Origin of the sequence: Streptosporangium subroseum (assembly GCF_900188345.1) — a bacterium.
GTDB classification, from domain to species: domain Bacteria; phylum Actinomycetota; class Actinomycetes; order Streptosporangiales; family Streptosporangiaceae; genus Streptosporangium; species Streptosporangium subroseum.
The window spans coordinates 71,963-91,686 of record NZ_FZOD01000025.1 but is presented as its reverse complement, the minus strand read 5'-3'; the positions used below and the strand labels follow the sequence as shown (position 1 = coordinate 91,686).

Genomic DNA, 19,724 nt, shown 5'->3' with positions numbered 1-19,724 from the left:
AGTTGTCTCGCCACTGACACCGTGCGGGAGAGACCCCGACAAGATCGGGGCGCCGAAGGAGCAACCTCCCCGGAATCTCTCAGGCACCATGTACCGCGCGGACGAGGCAACTCTGGAAAGAAGACGCGTCCGCCAGTCGCGTCTCACCGACGGTGAAAGCCTCCCCGGCAGGGGAGGCGAAGCTCTCAGGTCGAGGTGACAGAGGGGGAATCCGGCATAGGCCCGCGCCCTGCGCCGGTCTCCACCGCCTCGGGAGGCTCTCCATGACCGACCTGTCACTGCTCAGCGAGCTCAGCTCTCCGCCGTTCGCGACCCGTCATATCGGACCTGACGACGCAGACCAGACCCGCATGTTGGAAGCGGTCGGATTCGCCTCCACCGCCGACATGATCGCGGTGGCCGTGCCGGAGGCGATCCGCTTCTCCGACCGGCTGAGCCTGCCCCCGGCGGCGAGCGAGCCCGAGGCCATCGCCGAGCTGCGCGCCCTCGCCGAGCGCAACAGCGTGCTCACCTCGATGATCGGCCTCGGCTACCACGACACGATCACCCCGGGCGTCATCCGCCGCAACCTCCTGGAGAACCCGGGCTGGTACACCGCGTACACGCCCTACCAGCCGGAGATCTCCCAGGGCCGGCTGGAGGCCCTGATCAACTTCCAGACGGTCATCTCCGACCTGACCGCGCTCGACGTCGCCGGCGCCTCCCTGCTGGACGAGGCCACCGCCGCGGCCGAGGCCATGACCCTGGCCCGCCGCGCGAGCCGCGGCGCCGCGAACGTGTTCGTGGTCGACGCCGACGCGCTGCCGCAGACCAAGGCGGTGCTGCGGACCCGGGCCGAGCCGATCGGCATCGAGCTGGTCGAGAGTGACTTCACCGGCGAGCTCCCCGAGTGCTTCGGCGTGCTCGTCCAGTACCCGGGCGCCAGCGGCCGGGTCAGGGATTTCCGCGCCATCGCCGCCGCCGCCCACGCGCGCGGCGCCCAGATGGTCGCCGCCGCCGACCTGCTCGCCCTCACCATGCTCGCCGCGCCCGGCGAGCTCGGCGCCGACATCGCGATCGGCTCCTCGCAGCGCTTCGGCGTCCCGCTCGGCTTCGGCGGCCCCCACGCGGCCTACATGGCGGTTCGCGAGGGACTGCAGCGCCAGATGCCCGGCCGCCTGGTCGGAGTCTCCCAGGACGCCGACAGACGCCCCGCCTACCGCCTCGCGCTGCAGACCCGCGAGCAGCACATCCGCAGGGAGAAGGCGACCAGCAACATCTGCACCGCGCAGGTGCTGCTCGCCGTGATCGCGGGCATGTACGCCGTCTACCACGGCCCCGAGGGGCTGCGCCGGATCGGCCGCCGCACCCACCGGCACGCCGTCGTGCTCGCCGAGGGCCTCCGCCAGGGCGGTGTCGAGGTCGTGCACGACACCTTCTTCGACACCGTGCTGGCCAGGGTTCCGGGCCGCGCGGCCGAGATCGTCGCCGCCGCCCGCGACAACGGGATCAACCTGCGCCTGGCCGACGCCGACCACGTGGGCATCACCTGCGACGAGAAGACCGAGCTCATCCACCTGGAGCAGGTCCTGGCGGCCTTCGAGGTCAACGGCGCGGTCCTGGCCGACCTCGACTCCACCGCGCACGACGCCCTGCCCGCCGCCCTGGTGCGCGTGAGCGACTACCTGACCCACCCGGTCTTCCACAGCCACCGCTCCGAGACGGCGCTGCTGCGTTACCTGCGCAAGCTCCAGGACAAGGACATCGCGCTCGACCGGTCGATGATCCCGCTGGGCTCCTGCACCATGAAGCTCAACGCGACCACCGAGATGGAGCCGATCACCTGGCCGGAGTTCGCCGGGCTGCACCCCTACGCTCCGGAGGACCAGGCCAGGGGCTACATCGAGCTGATCAAGGAGCTGGAGGGCTGGCTGGCCGAGGTCACCGGCTACGACGCCGTGTCGATCCAGCCCAACGCGGGCTCCCAGGGCGAGTTCGCCGGCCTCCTGGCGATCCACGCCTACCACAAGGCGCGTGGCGAGGGGAGCCGGGACGTCTGCCTGATCCCGTCCTCCGCGCACGGCACCAACGCCGCCAGCGCCGTCATGGCGGGCATGCGCGTGACCGTCGTCGCCTGCGACGACAACGGCAACGTGGACCTCGCCGACCTCACCGCGAAGATCGAGAAGCACCGTGACCGGCTCGCCGCGATCATGGTGACCTACCCGTCCACGCACGGCGTGTACGAGGAGACGATCGTCCAGATCTGCGAGATGGTGCACGAGGCGGGCGGCCAGGTCTACGTCGACGGCGCCAACCTCAACGCGCTGGTCGGCCTGGCCAAGCTGGGCGAGTTCGGGGCGGACGTCTCCCACCTGAACCTGCACAAGACCTTCTGCATCCCGCACGGCGGCGGCGGCCCCGGCGTGGGCCCGGTCGCGGTCCGCGCGCATCTCGCCGACTACCTGCCCGGTCACCCGCTGCGCGACGACTCCGTGGTCGGCCCGGTCTCGGCGGCGCCGTACGGCTCGGCGGGCATCCTGCCCATCTCCTGGGCGTACATCCGGATGATGGGCGCCGACGGCCTCAAGGCGGCCACCGAGCAGGCCATCCTGTCGGCCAACTACCTGGCCCGCAGGCTCAGCCCGCACTACCCGGTCCTCTACACCGGCCGCGGCGGCCTGGTCGCCCACGAGTGCATCATCGACCTGCGCCAGATCACCAAGGAGACCGGCGTGACCGTGGACGACGTGGCCAAGCGCCTCGTCGACTACGGCTTCCACGCGCCGACCATGTCCTTCCCCGTGGCCGGCACGCTGATGATCGAACCCACCGAGAGCGAGGACCTGGCCGAGCTCGACAGGTTCTGCGAGGCGATGACCGCGATCCGGGGCGAGATCGAGAAGGTCGCCACCGGGGCGTACGACAAGGTCGACAACCCGCTGCGCAACGCTCCGCACACGGCCGACTGCCTGGTCGCCGACGAGTGGGCCCACCCCTACACCCGCACCGAGGCGGCCTACCCGCTGGCCTCCCTGCGCGACGGCAAATACTGGTCGCCGGTCCGCCGCATCGACCAGGCCTACGGCGACCGCAACCTGGTGTGCTCCTGCCCACCGCTGGAGGCCTACGAGGACTGATCCACCCCGTGCGGCGGTCCCCTTCCGCGCGCGGCGGAAGAGCCGCACATCCGTCGCGCATGGAGGGGGACGGACGCGGCCCCGAGTCGTTAGGCTCGGGGTCGTTTCCTTACTCCGGGGAAGGACCTTGCATGCCAGAGGTGGACACGCGTCCCTTGGACACCGCGCGGAAGCTGGCCGAGGCGGGTGATCTCGCCGGCGCCGCCACGATCTTCGCGGAGCTGGCCGCCGATCCGGCGGAGCCGGACCGGGCCCAGGCGGCGGTGGGCCTGGCGGTGGTGCTGGAGGAGAGCGGGGACGTGCCGGGAGCCCGTACGGCCGCGCGCACGGCTCTGGGGACCGGTCATCCGGAGTTCGCCGCGCAGGCCGCCTGCCTGCTCGCGGGGAGCTTCGAGCGGGAGGACCTGACCGACCAGGCCCGAGCGGCCTGGCAGGCCGCGCTCGGCGTCGGCAACCCGGCCTACGTCCCGCTGGCGCACATGGCGCTCGCACGGCTCGCCACGGGGGACCAGGAGGCGGAGGAGGCGCTGCGGGCCGCCCTGGCCACCGCGGACCCGGAGGTCGCCTCTCGGGCGGCTCAGCGGCTGGCCGAGGTGTTTCTGGAGGAGGGCGAGGCGGGCGAGGCCGCCGAGGTGCTTCTGGAGGCGCTCTCGGTGCCGGAGGTGGCCGATGTGCCCAGATTGCGGGTGATGCTCGGCATCGCCCATCTGGAGCTGGCGTGCGCCGAGCTCTCCGCGGCGATCGAGGAGGGCGGCGACGTCGAGACCAGCGCGCTGGCCATCGAGCTTCTGGCGCGCACGCTCCCGCTCAGGGGCCGCGACGAGGACGCCGAGCGGGTGTGGCGTTACGGCCTGGAGAGCACCGACGAGGACCTCGCCGCCGAGGTCCGTCTCCGGCTCGACCGCGACGCCTGAGCCCCGACGAGGGCCCGTCTCCCTCGATCACGAGGCCCGAACCCGGACGGGGGCCCACGCTCCCAACCGGTGAGCGGGGTTTTCCCTCGAACGGACGCCCGAGCCCCGATGAGGGGCTCGCATCCCTCGAATGGACGCCCTGAGTCCCGATGAGGGGATCGCCTCCCTCGAAGGTGACGCCTGGGCCCCGGTGAGGGCTCGCACTCCTGACCGCGACGCTCCGGCCTCTGGCGAAGACTCGCGTCCTCAGTCGCGGCCGCGCAGACGGCCGAGCGCGTGGGCGAGGTTGATCGCCACGATGCCGCCCCAGACCAGGAGCAGTCCCAGAGTCCCCGAGCTCTGCGAGGCGATGGCGGTCAGCGGGATGCCGAGGGCCATCGAGCCCAGTGCGATCGGGATCGAGCCGTTGCCGCCCTTGCGGGGAGGGGCGGAGGGAGGGGAGTAGGGCTGGGCCCCGGTGGCGTGCATCTCGGCTCGCACGCGGTGGGCGATGCTCTGGTCGAGGCGCTCGACGAACGACTCGACCAGGGCGGCCTCGTACTCCGGGCCGAGGTCCCGGCGGGCCTCGATGGTGGCTCGCATGTCCTGGCGAATATCTTGGTAGTCCGGCATTCTCCGATTCTCCACGCGAGCCGGGTCACCGGCATCAGTCGTTAGGACGAGATCTGTGTCCACCTCGAGATCGAACTCCGTGTCCATCCCGGCCGCGGGGCCTCCACCCGAGCCCTGGGCCCCCACGGCGCCCATGGAGATCGTGACCCCGCACGGCCCGGCCGTGGCGGAGATCGACGAAGCCGGCGCGGCGCGCTTCCTGCTGGTGCTCACCCACGGTTCGGCCGGGGGAGTGGACGCCCCGGACCTGCTGGCCGTACGGGACGCCGTGGTGGGGATCGGCGGCGTGGTGGCGCGGGTGCTCCAGCCGTTCCGGCTGCGGGGTGCCCGCGCGCCGGGATCTGCGGTCAAGCAGGACGAGGCCTGGGAGGCGCTGGTGGCCGAGCTCCGCGGGCGCTATCCGGGGCTGCCGCTGGTGCAGGGCGGGCGGAGCAACGGGGCCAGGGTCGCCTGCCGTACGGCTCCGCGGGTCGAGGCCGAGGCGGTCGTCGCGCTGGCGTTCCCGTTGCACCCGCCGGGCAGACCGGAACGGTCCCGCGCCGGGGAGCTGCGCGCGGCGGGCGTGGACGTACTGGTGGTGAGTGGAGACCGGGACCCCTTCGGCGTGCCCGAGGCGGCGGATGCCGCACGCCTGGTGGTGCTGCCGGGGGAGGGTCACGATCTCAAGAAAACCCCCGCCCGGGTCGGCGAGGCCGTCGCGGAGTGGCTCGACGTGAGGATGCGGCCAGGCTCAGCGCGATGATCAAGGCGTGACGATCGGGGCGTGATGATCAGGCGACGCCGGCCAGGGGCCGGTGCGGCTCGATGACGGCGCCGTCGGGCAGGAGCTCGCCGGTGTCCTCGAACAACACCACACCGTTGCAGAGCAGGCTCCATCCCTGCTCGGGGTGGGCTGCCATCGTGCGGGCGGCTTCGCGGTCCAGCGCGTCGGCGGACGGACAGGACGGCTCGTGCGGGCACATCGGCGTGCCTCCGGATCTCTCGTGTCGGCTCGCCGGAGTCGATATCGGGTGGCCGGTGGGTGCCGTCCCGATGGGACCCCGTTTCCACGCATGACGGGGAGACGAGCATCTGATGGTTGACATATGGCCATGCGTGCCTCGAACAAGGTGAGGCCCGCACATCAAGAACAAGTGTGCGATCTGATCCCACCCCGGCGACATAGCCCGTTAGGACTGTTTGCGAACTGCTATCGGGTGAGTCCCTCGGAAGCTTTTCGGGGGGTGTGACCTATCGCACAGCATGCCTCATGGAATGATACCGGGCCAAGCGTGACACGCCGCCAGACGCTTAAACCTCGCTTACAAGTCTCCGACATGACTCAGTGCCTGGTCAACCCCACCAGGAGTGCGTCCAGACCGAGTTCGAAGTCGGCGTCGGCCCCCGGGCTGCCTCCGCCCTTCGAGGGCGGGCGCCATGGCTCATCATGATCATCTGCCGCCTCGGCCCAACCTGACTGCTGCACCTCCACCGCCACCGCGCCGAAGACATAGGCTCGCAGCGCCCGCACGGCCCCCGGCGCGTCGCCGAGCCCCGCCTCGGCCAGCTGGTCGGTCTGCTCCCTGATGGCGATCGCCGTGCGCCCCTTGGGGGGCTTGGTCAGAGCCAGCGCCAGCACCCCCGGATGCTCCCTGAGCGCGGCCCGGCTCGCCCGGCACCACGCCTTCGCGCTCTCCTGCCAGCTCCCGCCGGGCTCGACGTGAACGGCGGTGACGTGCTCGGCGAGCGCGTCCATGAGGGCGTCCTTGCCGCGCGGCAGGTGGTGGTAGATGGCCATCGCCTCCACCTGGAGCGCGTCGCCCAGTCGGCGCATCGTCAGCCGCCGCAGCCCCTGGCTGTCGGCGATGTGCAGGGCCGCGTCGATGATGCGCTCCCTGGAGAGCGGGATGGGTGGTCGCTTGGCAGGCATGGTGGCATCCTGCCACCGTTTACCTTACTGTGTAAAGGCGGACGCGCCGGACAGCTCGATCCCTGAGTACGTGGGGCGGGGAGGAACGGCGTAAGCTACGAGCCGTAACCTGCCGGGAAGGTCCGGCGAACAGGCGAGAGAGGGCAGAAGATGGCGTTTTTCCGACCGCGCGTGAGCCGGGAGGCGGAGGTTCGTCACCACGCTGACCAGGAGGTCGGGAAGAGCTTCCCCGAGCTTCTGGAGAAGGCGCGGGCGGCGGAGGTCGCTCTGCGCCAGGCGCAGGCCTCCCATGCATCCCCGGAGGAGCTCCGGGCCGCCGGTCTGGCCTTTGACAGGGCGCTGACCGAGGCGCTGCGAGGCGCCGAGGCCAGCCAGCGGGCGGCGTTCGGGATCAAGTCCTATGACGACCGGATCCGCCGCCGCAAGGGCAGGGCCACCCCGAAGGGCGCCGAGTGGACCGCCGAGGTCAACCGCCTGCGCACCCTTCGCGAGCAGAACCGCCTGACCGGCATCGTCCGGGTTCCGCGCCTGGTCCCGGCCTCGGAGCGCCCGGAGGCCGCCGCCGCTCCCCTCCGGGTCGCCGGCGCGAGGTGACCGCTTCCCCGCCGTAGTGACGGCGACAACGCAGAACGCCGCCGCGAACTTGAAGTTCGCGGCGGCGTTCTGCGTAGCGGTCAGCTGGCCCAGTCGAGCAGCGGGCGCGTGTTGCTGGGGTGGCGGAGCTTGGAGAGGGACTCCTTCTCCAGCTGGCGGATGCGCTCGCGGGTCAGGCCGAGGTGCTTGCCGATCTCGTCGAGGGTGTGGGGCTTGCCGTCGACGAGGCCGAAGCGCAGGGCCATGATCTTGGCCTCCCGGGGAGAGAGGTTGCCGAGCACGCCGCGCAGCTGCTCTCCGAGCAGCTGGCGATCCACCACCTCGGAGGCCTCGGGGGAGTCGACGTCCTCGATGAGGTCGCCGATGGTGGTCTCGCCGTCCTCGCCGATGGTGGCGTTGAGGCTGATCGGCTGGCGGCTGGTGCGGAGCAGTTCCTCGATCTGGTCGGGGCTCTTGTCCAGCTCGAATCCCAGCTCCTCCGCCGTGGGTTCGCGGCCCAGGCGCTGGTGCATGTCGCGCTCGACGCGCGACAGCTTGGAGAGCATCTCGAGCACGTGGACGGGCAGGCGGATGGTGCGGGCGGAGTCGGCGAAACCCCGCTGGATGGCCTGGCGGATCCACCACATGGCGTAGGTGGAGAACTTGTAGCCCTTGGTGTAGTCGAACTTCTCCACCGCGCGGATCAGGCCGAGGTTGCCCTCCTGGACCACGTCGAGCAGGGCCATGCCGCGGTCGGTGTATTTCTTGGCGACGGAGACGACCAGGCGGAGGTTGGCCTCCAGCATGTGGTCCTTGGCGCGGCGGCCGTCCTCGGCCACCCACTCCAGGTCGTCGCGCATGGCGGCCGACAGGCCCGGCTGGGCCTCCAGCTTGGCCTCGGCGTACAGACCGGCCTCGATGCGCTTGGCGAGCTCGACCTCCTGGGCGGCGGTGAGCAGGGTGCGGCGGCCGATCGACTTCAGGTAGGTGTGCACCGAGTCGCCCATGACCGACGACTGGTCGTCCAGGTCGATGGTGGGCTCGACTTCGACCTCGACGTCGTCGGAGGGGGTCCACTCCTCGTCGTCGATCTCCGTCTCGGCGTCCTTGGGGTTCTTGGGCGCCGCCTCGACCTTGGCGGTCGTCGTCTTCTTCGCGGGCGCGGCCTTGGTCTTGCGCTCGGCGGTCTTGCGGGTGGTGGTCTTGGCCGCGGGCTTCTTCGTGGCGGCGGCGAGAGCCGGCTCGTTCTCGGCCGCCAGGCTGACACCCGCCTCGGTGAGCTCTCGCAGGATCGACCGGCCCTCGGCAGGGCTGATGCCCGCCTCGGCGAAGGCACGGCGCAGCTCCGCGAGAGAAAGGTGGCCCTGGACTCGCCCTCGGTCAAGGAACTGTTCAAGGGTCGTCGGGGCCTCAGATGAGGTCGCCACGGCGGTTTGGGGCATGAGGACACCTCCTCCATCACGGAGTCGTCTACGTACAGTTTGTTGGGTGGGGTGGTCTGGGGGTCCCTCAACGCACCAGTACCAATAACCCCGACCAAGAACTTTCTGTTCCCGGCTTTACCCGGAAAATATGCCGGGCAGGTCCTCGCCTTTGCAATCCGCCCCGGTCAGGGGCGTGTGGCGGGGCCTATTCGGTCGCGTTCACCGGGCCTTCCGGCATGGGCATGGGCTGCGCGCCCTCCAGGCGGGCGTCGGTCCAGTAGTGCCCTGTCTGCCCCGGGTCCGGATTGATCTCCCGGGACACCACGTTGTCGTCCTTCGGGGGAGCGGTCTCCTGTGAGGGGGACGGTTCCTGGGCCGACGGTGTGCCCGGCTGCCGCGGAGGGATGGGCGCGGGCTCGTCGATCTTCTCGATCTTCCGGGTCTCGCCCTCGATCTTCTCGATCCCGCCGTCCGCGGCGGCCGCCGCGACGGACATGCCGCCGATGAGGACCGCGCCGACGATCCCAGCGGAGATCCACGTCTTGCGGGTTACGTTCATCGGGCTCGTCCTTCCTGCTCCGGCTGTCTCTTGGACGTGTGGGAGCACCTTCATGGTTCCCGTTGAAGACCATAACGGAGGGCCGCGAGGTCTGGCTTGCCATTGGGCAAAAGCGGTATTTCGGGCAGGACGACCAGTTCGGCGGGGGCCGCGTAGGCGGGTAGCCGTTCCTTGGCGAAGGCGCGGAGCTCGGCCAGGGACGGGGGCGTGGGGGAGACCACGACGGCCACCACCCGCTCGCCCCACTCGGGATCGGGGCGGCCGACCACGGCGACGTCGACGATCGCGGGATGCTCGGCCACGACGGCCGCCACGGTCGCGGCGACGACCTTCTCGCCGCCGGTGTTGATGACGTCGTCGGCCCGCCCCAGCACGCGCAGCCGTCCGCCGTCCAGGGCGCCGAGGTCGGAGGTGAGGAACCAGCCGCCGTCGCGGGCGGCCCGGGTGAGGTCGGGGCGGAGCCGGTAACCGTGGAACAGCACGGGGCCGGAAATGCGGATCCGGCCGTCGGCGCCGACGGCGAGATCCACCCCGTCCAGAGGGGCGCCGTCGTAGACGCACCCGCCGCAGGTCTCGCTCATGCCGTACGTGGTGACGACCCGGGCGCCGGCCGCCCCGGCCGCCGCGAGCAGCTCCGCCGGAGCGGCGGCGCCGCCGAGCAGGATCGTCCTGAAGACCGACAGATCCGCATGGAGCAGGCGGCGGAGCTGGGTCGGCACCAGCGAGACGTGATCGGCGCCGCTGGCGAGCACCGCCTCGGGGGAGAATCCGTCGTGCACGATCGGCTCGGTCTCGCCCAGCAGCGATCGGACGAGCACCTGAAGGCCGGAGACGTGCGAGGGGGGCAGGCAGCACAGCCACCGCTCGCCCGGGCGGGCGTCCAGGCGGCGCAGGGAGGCCGCCGCGGAGGCCCTCAGGGCATCGGCGGAGAGCTGCACGCCCTTGGGGACGCCGGTCGATCCGCTGGTGGCGATGACCACGGCCACCTCGGGGGAGACCCCCGTGCCGCCGGGGTGCCGTACGCCGTCGACGTGGGTGGGACGCAGCGCGTCGAGCGTCGCCCGCAGCGCGGAGACGGGCAGGTCGGAGGGGAGGGGCAGGACGGCGGGGCCGCTGCCGTCGAGCGCCGCGCCGACGGCCCGGAACAGCTCGGGCCCGGCCGGAGACACGATGGCATGCAGCTCTCGGTCCACGGAAGGCCACTCCCCGTGCATAGGAATGGTCATCACAGTCGTAAGGTTAGTGCCGACAATGCCGGGGAGCGGCCCCGGCACAGCGGAGAGGGCGAGGCGATCGTGAGCACGGAGCCAGTCGAGCCGGGCACGGATGAGCGAGCAGCGAGCGAGGCGACTCCCGAGCCGGCGAGCGCGACCGGAGGCAAGGTCGACTGGAAGGCGGCGGGGCAGTACGAAGACATCATCTACGAGACCGGCGAGGGCATCGCGAAGATCACGATCAACCGCCCCGAACGGCACAACGCCTTCCGCCCGACGACGCTCTTCGAGCTCAAGGACGCCTTCAACCTCGCGCAGGAGGACCCCGAGGTCGGTGTGATCATTTTCACCGGCGCGGGCGACAGGGCCTTCTGCTCGGGCGGCGACCAGAAGATCCGCGGAGACGACGGCTACGTCGACAAGTCGACCCCGCACGTGGGCCGGCTCAACGTGCTGGACCTGCAGGTGCAGATCCGCCGCTGTCCCAAGCCGGTCATCGCGATGATCGCGGGTTACGCCATCGGCGGCGGCCACGTGCTGCACGTCTGCTGCGACCTGTCCATCGCCGCCGACAACGCGGTCTTCGGGCAGACCGGCCCGAAGGTCGGCTCCTTCGACGGCGGCTACGGCTCCTGGCTGCTGGCCGAGACCGTCGGCCTGAAGCGGGCCCGCGAGATCTGGTACCTCTGCCGCCAGTACGACGCGCAGACGGCCCTCAACTGGGGTCTGGTCAACGCCGTCGTCCCCCTCGCCCGACTGGAGGAGGAGACGGTCAGCTGGGCCAGGGAGATGCTGGACAAGTCGCCACTGGCCCTGCGCATGCTCAAGGGCGCGCTGAACGCGGTGACCGACGGCGCCGCGGGGATGCAGCAGTTCGCCGGAGACGCCACCCTGCTCTACTACATGAGCGAGGAGGCGCAGGAGGGCCGCAACGCGTTCAAGGAGAAGCGCGCTCCCGACTTCGGCCAGTTCCCGCGCCGCCCGTAATGGCAGAGGCGATCCGCGCGGGGTACGGTCCTGGGGTGCGTCGTCCAGTGGTGGACGAGACGGCGTCGGCCCGCCGCAAGGCGGGCCCGCCGGTGCGTATGCGAATGCTCAAGGAGGCGCTGCGGTGAACCCCGCGACCGCGCTCGCGACGGTACTGGTCGACGAGCTTGCGCGCTGTGGACTCACGGACGTGGTGCTCGCACCAGGCTCGCGCTCGACCCCCCTGGCCCTGGCCGTGCACGCCGACAGCCGTATCCGGCTGCACGTGCGCGTGGACGAGCGCTCCGCCTCGTTCCTGGCGCTGGGCCTGGCCCGGCGCAGTGAGCGTCCGGTCGCCCTGATCTGCACCTCGGGCACCGCGGCGGCCAACTTCCACCCGGCGGTCATCGAGGCGCACGAGTCGGGGGTGCCGCTGCTGGTGCTCACCGCCGACCGGCCCCCCGAACTGCGCGACACCGGTGCCAGCCAGACCATCGACCAGATCAAGCTGTACGGCGCGGCCGTCCGCTGGTTCAGCGAGGTCGGCGTGCCCGAGGACCGCCCGGGTCAGGTCGCCTACTGGCGTTCCCTGGCCTGCCGCGCCTACCAGCGCTCGCTGGGCCCCTACGACCCGGGGCCGGTCCACCTGAACGTGCCCTTCCGCGAGCCGCTGATCCCGGACGGCGACACCTCCTGGTGCGAGTCGCTGGAGGGAGACGCGGCAGGGCCGTGGGTCCGGGCCAGGGTGGCCTCGCCTCCCGTGGCGCTTCACCTGCAGCCGACCCGGCGGGGTGTGCTGGTCGTCGGTGACGGCGCGTCCAACGTGCGCAGATACGTGGCGGCGGCGGGCATGGCCGGATGGCCGGTCCTGTCGGAGCCCAACGGCGGCGCCCGCTACGGCGACCACGCCATGTCCGCCTACCACTTCCTCCTCGGCACCCCCGAGTTCGCCGACAGGCACCGGCCGGAGGTGGTGGTCACCCTGGGCCGCCCCAGCCTGTCCCGGCCGCTGCTGAACTGGCTCAAGCACGCCGACGAGCACGTCGTGGTCGCCCGCGACATGACCCGCTGGCCCGATCCGACCCGTTCGGCCACCCAGGTGGCCCAGGAGGTGGAGATCCCCATCCCCGCGGGGGACGACGAGTGGCTGCACTCCTGGCGTCGCGCCGACACGGCGGCCAGGGGCGCGATCGACGAGGTGATGGACGGGACCGGGCTCAGCGAGCCGCGCCTGGCCCGTGACCTGGTGGACGCGCTGCCCAACGGATCGCTGCTGTTCTCCGGGTCCTCCATGCCGATCCGCGACCTGGACCAGGCGATGCGTCCCCGCAGGGGCCTGCGGATCCTGGCCAACCGGGGCGCCGCCGGGATCGACGGCGTGGTGTCCACCGCCATGGGCGCGGCGCTGTCCCACAACGGCCCCGCCTACGCCCTGATGGGTGACCTGACCTTCCTGCACGACCAGAACGGGCTGATCCTCGGGCCCCGCGAGCCCCGGCCCGACCTGTGCCTGGTCGTGGTCAACAACGACGGTGGCGGGATCTTCTCGCTGCTGCCCCAGGCCGCGCTGCGTGATCCGTTCGAGCGGATCTTCGGCACCGCGCACGGGGTGGACCTGGGCTACGTGGCCGCCTCCACCGGCACGCCGTACACCTTCGTGAACGAGCCCGGTCAGCTGTCCAAGGCGCTGCGCGGGGACGGGCTGCGGATCGTCGAGGTGCGCACCGACCGGGAGTCCAACGCGGATCTGCACGCCATGATGCGCGACGCGGCCCACGGCGCGATCCGCGACCTCATGTGACCTGGGGCGGCCTCCGTGTCACCCCAGGTCACTGACTGCGTACAGCGTGGAGCCCCGTCCTTCAGGACGGGAGGAACCGCGGAGCGGGCGGACCTGGTGGTCTTCCGGTTTTTGTCGGTGGGGATCGGTAGGTTGCTCGGTGTGTCGCGCTACCGGCTGCAGCCGTCGCCCGCTCAAGAGGCGGCGCTGCTGGAGCACTGCGGACATGCCCGATATGTGTGGAACCTTGCTGTGGAACAACACGCCCACTGGCAGCGCGGACGCGCAACGGCCCCGGGGTTCGCCGAGCAGTGCCGTCAGCTCACCGAGGCGCGCGCCGCCTGCGAGTGGCTGGCCGCGGGATCGATCATCGTCCAGCAGCAGGCGCTGAAGGACTTCCACCAGGCGATGGCGAACTTTTTGGCAAAACCCATAAACGGCCGACCTGGCGTCGGCGCGGCCGAAGCGAGGGTTTCCGGATCGTCGCGGTCAAACCGGGCGATGTGCGCCGTCTGTCGCGCAAGGTGGGTGAGGTGCGGATCCCCAAGGTGGGGTGGGTGCGGTTTCGCTGGTCGCGCCCGGTGGAGCAGGCCAAATCCTTTCGGGTGAGTCGGGATGTGGCGGGGCGTTGGCATGTGGCGTTCGCTGTCATCCCTGCCCCGATCTCCGGACCGGGCACGGGTGCGGCCGTCGGCGTGGACCGGGGCGTTACCGCGTCGGCCGCGCTGTCCACCGGTGAGCTGTTGAATGTGCCGCCCCTGTGGGAGACGGAGAAGAAGCGGTTGCTGCGGTTGCAGCGCCGCCTGGCCCGGGCCAAGCGCGGATCCAAACGGCGCAGCAAAGCCAAAACCGCGATCGCGAAGTTGAAGGCGCGGGAGGGTGATCGGCGTAAGGACTGGGTGGAGAAGACCAGTACCGATCTGGCCCGCCGCTTCGATGTGATCGCGGTCGAGGATCTGAAGATCTCGAACATGACCCGGTCGGCGAAAGGCACCCTGGAGGCGCCGGGCACGAATGTGCGGCAGAAGGCGGGGTTGAATCAGGGCATTCTCGCCAACGGCTGGGGCCAGTTGGTGATCCGGACGGGGCACAAGGCTCCGGGTCGGGTGCAGATGATCGATCCGCGGTATACGTCGCAGACCTGTAACGCCTGTGGGCACATCGCCAGGGAGAGTCGCGAGAGCCAAGCTCTTTTCCTGTGCGTGGCCTGCCAGCATCAGGACAACGCCGACATTAACGCGGCGAAGAACCATCGAGATACCGCCGCAGGGCTTCGCGGTGGCTGCGCGGGGAGGCTTGCCGTTGGGCGGGCCGGTGAACCGCGAACCTCAACGCGACCTCCTCCTTGTGGGGTAGTCGCCGTTGGAATCCTCTGCTCTTCAGGCAGGGGAGGATGTCAACTCCAGGTAGAGCTCTTCAAGGTCGGAGTCGGCTTCGTGGTCATCTCCCTCCTGACTGTCATGGAGGGGGAGCTCTGTGGGGAAACGTTGCGGACCTGATCTATTTGGCATTTCCCGCTTTCCTGACCTGACGGCTTGAAGAGGTTCGGCGGCAGAGCGCGGAGATCGCCGATGCGAGGGCGCGAGAGGCCGTATCCGCCGAGCGGACTCGGTTGGCCAGGGAGGTTGCGGGGTTGGGCGCTGGGGGGTGCAGCGTGTTGCTGCGGGTGCCCGTATGGCGATGGGTGCCCGTACGACAGGGGAGGGGCACCTCGCGCGGGCGTCTCCGCAGGGTCGGCGTCTTTCGCGGCAACGGTGGGGGTGTGTGGCTTCGGGGCTCGTACGGTGTCCGGCCGCAGGAGTGCCCTGGAGACGGTGAGGCCACCCGCCGGATGGGCGGCTCACCCGGACGTTCAGGTGGTGGTCCTGACGACCTACTCCGACGAGTCGGTGTTCGCCGCGCTGGGCGCGGGGGCGCGGGGTTACCTGACGAAGGACACCGACGCCGAGTCCCTGGCCTGCGCCATCGCCACCGTGGTCGGGGGTCAGGCCCAGTTCGACCCCGGGATCCAGCGGCGGCTGGCCGAGGTGGTGACCAGGGTCCGCCACGTGCCCGGCCTGCCCGACGGGCTCACGCCCCGTGAGGGCGAGGTGCTGCGGTTGATCGCGGCGGGCCGGTCGAACGGGGAGATCGCCGGTGAGCTGTTCATCTCCGAGGCGACGGTCAAGACCCACGTCAACAACCTGTTCGCCAAGGCGGGCCTGCGGGACCGCGCCCAGGCGGTGACCTACGCCTTCCGGCACGGGCTGGCGCGGGAGTGAACCGGATTCGGTTACCCCAGCGGGAGTGATCCGGGTCCGGTCATCCCAGCGGGAGTGATCCGGGACTGGGGACTTTCCCCGGGGCGAGCGGGCACCCGGCTGTGGTGTCCTGGAGTATGACCGGACGTGCGCGGGAGGCGCTCCGGCCCGACTCGAGAGGCGACCATGACGACCCCCATCCCCGTCATCTTCATCCATGGGCTGTGGCTGCACGCCGCCTCCTGGGAGCCCTGGGTGAAGCTCTTCGGGGAGGCGGGTCATGCGCCGCTGGCACCGGGCTGGCCCGGTGACCCCGACACGGTCGAGGAATCCCAGGCCAACCCCGAGAGCATCGCCGACCACGGCATCGAGGACTTGACGTCCTCCCCGGTTTGAAAACCGGGGATTCCAGCACCCGACCTATGGGCGATCCCGGCGCCGGGCAAGGTTCTGTGCGAGGCCGGCGCCGCCGGCTTCGACCCGCAGCCGCCCGCCGGGGCCGCCGCCGTCCCCGCGATGCGCGGCCCGTTGCTGCTGATCACGGGCGGCCGCGACCACGCCGTGTCCGAGCTGACGGTCCGGGCCACCCTGAGGCGGTACCGCCACCCGCACGCGGTCACCGACATCAAGAACCTCCCCGACCGGGCCCACTCCTTGACCATCGACGGCGGCTGGAGGATGGTCGCGATATATCGCCCTGTCCTGGTTGAGGGCGCAGGAGTTCTGAACCTTCTCGCAGTGTCTCCCGGCCTCTTCCCGCCTCTCGCCGAACGGCCCGTTGTCCCCGATCCGCCCATGAATGACCTGAGGAGCTCGCGATGGGTTCGTATCCGCCCGGCACCACCGTCCTGAGCACCGGGCGATCTCCCGGCGCTCGTGGAGGTGCGCGGTCGCGTCCGGCCGCGGGTGAGCCGGGTCCGGGGGCCGTTCGCGGGTCGGCGGGTCAGCCGGTGTCCTCGCTGTACGGGCGGGAGTCCGAGACGCGGCTGCTGGGTGATTTCGTGGGGCGCCTGGGCGGGGACGGGTCGGCGATGGTGGTGCGGGGGGAGGCCGGGATCGGCAAGTCCGCACTGCTGAGGGAGTGCGCGGGGGTGGCGGCCGCTCACGGTATGCGGATCCTGAAGGCGGCCGGAGTGGAGTCGGAGACGCACATGCCCTTCGCCGGTCTGCATCAGCTGTTGCTGCCGATCCGTGCGGAGATCGATGCGTTGCCCGGTCCGCAGCGTGACGCGCTGGGGGCGGCGTTCGGGACGACGGACGCGGCGGTGCCGGATCTGTTCCTGGTCGCCCTGGCGGTGCTGAATGTTCTGGGGGAGGCGGCCACCGGCTCGCCGGTGCTGCTTCTCATCGAGGACGCGCACTGGCTGGATCGCCCCAGCGCCGATGTGCTGGCGTTCGTCGCACGGCGGCTGGACGCGGAGCCGGTGGTGATGCTGGCCGCGATCCGGGACGGTTTCTACAGCTCCTTCGACGGGGCGGGGCTGCGGGAGCTGCAGCTCAAACGGCTCGACGACGAGGCCGCGGCGGCGTTGCTGGACGCCCGTAGCCCGGACCTGACGCCGGCGGTGCGCCGCCGGTTGCTGAAGGAGTCGGCGGGCAACCCCCTGGCCCTGGTGGAGTTGCCGCTGGCCTCGGACCGGCAGGCCGGCGAGGGCGCCCTGCTGGCATGGCTTCCGCTGACGACCCGTCTGGAGCGGGCGTTCACCGCCCGGGTGTCGGGATTGCCCTCGGTCACTCGCGCGCTGTTGCTGGTCGCCGCGCTCAACGACGGCGCCTCGCTGAGCGAGACGTTGAACGCCACGTCGACGGTCGTCGGAGGGGCCGTCACCGCGGACGATCTGATGCCGGCGATCGCCGTGGGGCTGGTCGACGCGGACGAGGCGGGGGTGGCGTTCCGGCATCCGCTGATGCGCTCGGCGATCCGTCAGAGTTCGAGCCTGTCGCAGCGTCACATGGCCCATGCCGCGCTGGCCGATGTGCTCGGCGACCGGCCGGAGCGGGGTGTCTGGCATCGGGCGGCCTCCAGCGCCGGGCCCGACGAGGCCATCGCGTCGGAGCTGGAGGAGGCGGCGGCGCGGGCGCACCGCCAGGGCGCGATCATGACGGCCGCCGCGGCGCTGGAGGGTGCCGCCCGGCTCAGCGACGATCCCGCCCACCGGGTCCGGCGGCTGCTGCGGGCCGCCGAGTACGCGGTCGAGCTGGGACGGCAGGACGTGGTCATCCGACTCCTGCGCGACGCCGAACCCCTTGAACCGTCACCACGGCAGCGGGCGCGGATGCTGTGGATCCGGGGAAGCTTCACCGACGGCATCCGCGACGACAGCGCGCAGGCGCTTTCGCTGGCCGAGTTCGCCGAGGGCGTGGCGGTGGACGGGGACATCGATTTCGCGCTGAAGCTCCTGTGGAGCGCGGCCCTGCAGTGCGCCTGGACTCAGATCGATCCCCGAGCCCGGGAGCGCGTCGTCACCGTGGCCGAGAGCCTGCCGATCGACGAGCTGGACGCGGGGCTCCTGGCGATCCTGGCGTACGCCGCCCCGATCGAGCGGGGCGCGGTCGTGATCGAACGCCTCCGCCGCCTGGTCGCGAGCCCGCCGGGTGACGCGCAGACGGCTCGCCTGCTGGGCAGCGCGGCGGTCAGGGTGGGGGCGTTCGATCTCGCGGAGGAGTTGTGCGCCGCCTCGCTCGTCGGCCTGCGTGAGCAGGGCCGGCTCGGGATCCTGGCGCGGGCGCTCGTGGTGCAGGCGCGGAACGCGGTCCATCTCGCCGACCTGAGCGTGGCCATCCCCGCCGTCGAGGAGGCCGTCCGGCTGGTGCGGGAGACGGCCCAGCCGCATCTGCACGCCATCTCACAGGCCCTCGGGGCCATGCTCGCCGCGCTCCGCGGCGACCTGGACGGGGCCGAGGTGCTCGCGGCGGAGGCCGAGCAGGAGATTCTGCCCGTCGGCATACGCCCGGTGCTGGCCACCGTACGGCATGCGCGCGGCCTCGCCGCCCTCGGCGGCGGACGCTACGGCGAAGCGTACGAGCAACTGCGGCGGATGTACGACCCCGCCGACCCGGCCTGCGACGTCTCGCTGCACTGCTGTGCCGTCGGGGACCTCGCCGACGCCGCCGTGCACAGCGGGCAGGGCGCCGCGATCGCGGGCATCGTGGAGGAGATGGAGGCGTTGGCTCTCACAACGCCGTCGCCGTCGCTGCACGCCGGCCTGCGCTACGCCCGGGCGGTGCTGGCCGACGACGCCGAGGCGGAGCCCTTCTTCGAAGCGGCCCTTCGGGCGGACACGGAGCGGTGGTCCTTCGTGCGCGCGCGTGTCCAGCTCGCCTACGGAGAGTGGCTCCGGCGGCAGCGGCGTACGGCCGAATCACGAGTGCCCCTGCGCGCCGCCCGCGAGACGTTCGACGCCCTCGGCGTCATTCCCTGGAGCGAGCGGGCGCGCCAGGAGCTGCGGGCCTCCGGGGAGACGAGCCGCAGCCGGAACAGCGAGGCACGGGACAAGCTCACGCCGCAGGAGCTCCAGATCGTCCAGATGGCCGCCGAGGGCCTGACCAACAGGGAGATCGGCCAGAAGCTGTACCTCTCGCACCGGACCGTCAGCTCTCACCTCTACCGGATCTTCCCGAAGCTGGGGGTCACCTCGCGATCGGAGCTGGGCGCCGCCCTTCGCACCTCCCCCTGACCTCGCCACCGGGATTCGCCGCGGACCGGCCCTGCGCATAAGGGCGAGGACGGTCCGGGCGTCGCAATAAAGTGTCTGTCATGCATGTCGACGCGTGGCTTCAGGCGATATCTCCGTTGTGGATCTGTCTCCTGGTCGGGCTGGTGATCGGGGTGGAGAGTCTCGGCATCCCGCTGCCCGGAGAGATCGTCCTGGTCAGTGCCGCGCTGATGGCGGCGCAGGGAGTGGTCGATCCGTTCTGGGTGGGCGTCTGCGCGAGCGCCGGGGCCATCATCGGCGACTCGATCGGCTACGCCATCGGACGCAAGGGCGGCAAGCCCATGTTCGACCGGCTGGGCCGCAGGTTCCCCAAGCACTTCGGTCCGGACCACATCGACAAGGCCGAGCGTTATTTCCAGCGTTACGGCATGTGGACGGTGTTCTTCGGCCGGTTCATCGCGCTTCTGCGTATCCTGGCCGGTCCGATCGCGGGCGCGGTGCGCATGCCGTACTGGAAGTTCCTGATCGCCAACGTGCTCGGCGGGATCGCCTGGGCGGGCGGGACCACCGCCGTCGTCTACTACCTGGGCAGGGTCGCCGAGAAGTGGCTCAAGGGCTTCTCCTGGGCAGGGCTGGCGGCCGCGGTGCTGTTCGGCGCCGCGACCATGCTGATCGTCAAGCGCAGGGCGGCCAAGATGGCCGCGCAGGAGGCCCTGGAGCCGGTGACCGCGGACTGATTATCAGGTCTGGGGATGTGC

Annotated in this window: 17 protein-coding genes, 1 pseudogene and 1 riboswitch; of the genes and pseudogenes, 12 read left to right on the top strand and 6 right to left on the bottom strand. The window is 71.1% G+C overall.

Going from position 1 to position 19,724, the window contains the following annotated elements; all coding sequences use genetic code 11:
* Positions 1-14: 14 nt before the first annotated feature.
* Positions 15-106, top strand: a riboswitch (glycine riboswitch).
* 157 nt (positions 107-263) lie between these two features.
* Positions 264-3,119 (top strand): aminomethyl-transferring glycine dehydrogenase, encoded by a 2,856-nt coding sequence (gene gcvP / locus CHC08_RS24270; protein ID WP_089209668.1) that lies wholly within the window; start codon positions 264-266, stop codon positions 3,117-3,119.
* Positions 3,120-3,250: 131 nt separating this feature from the next.
* Positions 3,251-4,033 (top strand): YfgM family protein, encoded by a 783-nt coding sequence (locus CHC08_RS24265; RefSeq protein WP_089209667.1) that lies wholly within the window; start codon positions 3,251-3,253, stop codon positions 4,031-4,033.
* A gap of 246 nt (positions 4,034-4,279) precedes the next feature.
* On the opposite strand, the gene CHC08_RS24260 is transcribed toward CHC08_RS24265, so the two are convergent.
* Positions 4,280-4,615 carry a hypothetical protein gene (locus tag CHC08_RS24260; protein WP_089209666.1) on the bottom strand — a complete coding sequence of 112 codons (336 nt, stop codon included), beginning with the start codon at positions 4,613-4,615 and terminating at the stop codon, positions 4,280-4,282.
* Between the two features lie 163 nt (positions 4,616-4,778).
* On the opposite strand from CHC08_RS24260, the gene CHC08_RS24255 reads away from it, so the two are divergent.
* A complete protein-coding gene (locus CHC08_RS24255; RefSeq protein ID WP_089209665.1) occupies positions 4,779-5,387 on the top strand; it encodes an alpha/beta hydrolase family protein in 609 nt (202 codons plus the stop codon).
* A 28-nt stretch (positions 5,388-5,415) separates the two neighbouring features.
* Here the strand turns inward: CHC08_RS24255 and CHC08_RS24250 are convergent, their stop codons facing one another.
* Positions 5,416-5,607: a DUF5999 family protein gene (locus CHC08_RS24250; RefSeq protein ID WP_089209664.1), complete on the bottom strand. Its 192-nt coding sequence runs from the start codon at positions 5,605-5,607 to the stop codon at positions 5,416-5,418.
* Positions 5,608-5,966: 359 nt separating this feature from the next.
* Positions 5,967-6,554: a TetR/AcrR family transcriptional regulator C-terminal domain-containing protein gene (locus tag CHC08_RS24245; protein WP_089209663.1), complete on the bottom strand. Its 588-nt coding sequence runs from the start codon at positions 6,552-6,554 to the stop codon at positions 5,967-5,969.
* Positions 6,555-6,704: 150 nt separating this feature from the next.
* On the opposite strand from CHC08_RS24245, the gene CHC08_RS24240 reads away from it, so the two are divergent.
* Positions 6,705-7,148: a hypothetical protein gene (locus CHC08_RS24240; protein ID WP_089209662.1), complete on the top strand. Its 444-nt coding sequence runs from the start codon at positions 6,705-6,707 to the stop codon at positions 7,146-7,148.
* Between the two features lie 80 nt (positions 7,149-7,228).
* Here CHC08_RS24240 and CHC08_RS24235 read toward each other — a convergent pair whose 3' ends face one another.
* The 3 genes from CHC08_RS24235 to CHC08_RS24225 all read right to left on the bottom strand — a co-directional run bounded on the left by CHC08_RS24235 (position 7,229) and on the right by CHC08_RS24225 (position 10,303).
* Positions 7,229-8,569, bottom strand: coding sequence for an RNA polymerase sigma factor (locus CHC08_RS24235; protein WP_089209661.1), 1,341 nt, complete (start codon positions 8,567-8,569; stop codon positions 7,229-7,231).
* 187 nt (positions 8,570-8,756) lie between these two features.
* Positions 8,757-9,110, bottom strand: coding sequence for a hypothetical protein (locus CHC08_RS24230; RefSeq protein ID WP_089209660.1), 354 nt, complete (start codon positions 9,108-9,110; stop codon positions 8,757-8,759).
* 50 nt (positions 9,111-9,160) lie between these two features.
* On the bottom strand, positions 9,161-10,303 hold the full coding sequence (locus CHC08_RS24225; protein ID WP_245878524.1) for an AMP-binding protein: 1,143 nt from the start codon (positions 10,301-10,303) through the stop codon (positions 9,161-9,163).
* Positions 10,304-10,405: 102 nt separating this feature from the next.
* On the opposite strand from CHC08_RS24225, the gene menB reads away from it, so the two are divergent.
* The 8 genes and pseudogenes from menB to CHC08_RS24190 all read left to right on the top strand — a co-directional run bounded on the left by menB (position 10,406) and on the right by CHC08_RS24190 (position 19,703).
* Positions 10,406-11,311, top strand: coding sequence for a 1,4-dihydroxy-2-naphthoyl-CoA synthase (gene menB / locus CHC08_RS24220; RefSeq protein ID WP_089209658.1), 906 nt, complete (start codon positions 10,406-10,408; stop codon positions 11,309-11,311).
* A gap of 124 nt (positions 11,312-11,435) precedes the next feature.
* The gene (gene menD, locus CHC08_RS24215; RefSeq protein ID WP_089209657.1) at positions 11,436-13,091 is read left to right on the top strand and encodes a 2-succinyl-5-enolpyruvyl-6-hydroxy-3-cyclohexene-1-carboxylic-acid synthase; all 1,656 of its coding nucleotides are present in this window, start codon (positions 11,436-11,438) and stop codon (positions 13,089-13,091) included.
* Positions 13,092-13,106: 15 nt separating this feature from the next.
* A pseudogene (locus CHC08_RS52960) lies at positions 13,107-13,292 on the top strand (hypothetical protein); the annotation flags it as partial.
* 257 nt (positions 13,293-13,549) lie between these two features.
* Positions 13,550-14,569 carry an RNA-guided endonuclease InsQ/TnpB family protein gene (locus CHC08_RS50790; RefSeq protein ID WP_245878527.1) on the top strand — a complete coding sequence of 340 codons (1,020 nt, stop codon included), beginning with the start codon at positions 13,550-13,552 and terminating at the stop codon, positions 14,567-14,569.
* 315 nt (positions 14,570-14,884) lie between these two features.
* A complete protein-coding gene (locus CHC08_RS51655) occupies positions 14,885-15,331 on the top strand; it encodes a response regulator transcription factor (protein ID WP_143653332.1) in 447 nt (148 codons plus the stop codon).
* Positions 15,332-15,496: 165 nt separating this feature from the next.
* On the top strand, positions 15,497-15,706 hold the full coding sequence (locus tag CHC08_RS50785) for a lipase family protein (RefSeq protein ID WP_218825443.1): 210 nt from the start codon (positions 15,497-15,499) through the stop codon (positions 15,704-15,706).
* 422 nt (positions 15,707-16,128) lie between these two features.
* Positions 16,129-18,987: an ATP-binding protein gene (locus tag CHC08_RS24195; RefSeq protein WP_089209655.1), complete on the top strand. Its 2,859-nt coding sequence runs from the start codon at positions 16,129-16,131 to the stop codon at positions 18,985-18,987.
* Positions 18,988-19,067: 80 nt separating this feature from the next.
* A complete protein-coding gene (locus tag CHC08_RS24190; RefSeq protein ID WP_089209654.1) occupies positions 19,068-19,703 on the top strand; it encodes a DedA family protein in 636 nt (211 codons plus the stop codon).
* Positions 19,704-19,724 lie beyond the last annotated feature (21 nt).